Raw genomic sequence first — 736 nt, forward strand, 5'->3', positions numbered from 1 at the left:
CGTCTGCATGATGACGACGTTGCTCGTGAGCGCCGCGACCTGTTCCGGCGACAGACTCATGCCGAGCGGCAGATCGAGCGACTTCGCGAGTGACGCGCCCGCGGCCAGCAGCGCCTCATACATGGCTTGCGTGTCAGTGTAGGGACCGAGCACGGCGCGGCCGGTCAACGTTGTGACCTGATTGCGCACGAGCTGCTGCTCGTACATGCCATCGCCCAGGCGTTTCTGTACCTTCTGCGGATCGAGGTCGAGCTGCCGCAGAAAGTAGTCGCTCGAAATGAAGCGCCGCTGGTTCGTAAGAGCCGGATTGGTCGCGACGAGATAGGTCGCATCCGGCGCGCTCGTGCGACTGAACAGGCCGCCTGGCGGAATCGAGAGGTTCTGCAACACGCTCGGCGCCGTCGCGCCCGCGATCACGGGATCGATCACTCGCGAGCCGGATCGCGTGCCGAGGTCGCCGATCACGACGCCCGAACCCGCCTGAGCCGGAGCGAGTCCGATAGACGGCGTCCCCGCATTGCCGGCCGTGTTGTCGATGCTCACGCCCGAGCCCGAGAGCGTGCGGCCCGCGACGAAGCTCGATTCGTAGGCGGGCAGCGCGAAGTATCGGATATCGGCGGGCGCGACCTGCGCGTAGCCACCCGGACGACCGCCGACAAACGGCGCATCGCCGAACGGCAGCGTCCAGTTGTGTTCCGAGTCGTCGTAGTTGTTGTAGTGGTAATAGCCCGAGTAC

Annotated in this window: 1 protein-coding gene; it reads right to left on the minus strand. The window is 65.6% G+C overall.

Annotated features, from left to right (window positions below):
* A partial coding sequence (locus QCE69_RS39335) for a hypothetical protein (protein ID WP_309936156.1) occupies positions 1-736 on the minus strand: 736 nt, incomplete at both ends.

The organism is Caballeronia sp. LZ032 (assembly GCF_031451315.1).
Classification (GTDB): domain Bacteria; phylum Pseudomonadota; class Gammaproteobacteria; order Burkholderiales; family Burkholderiaceae; genus Caballeronia.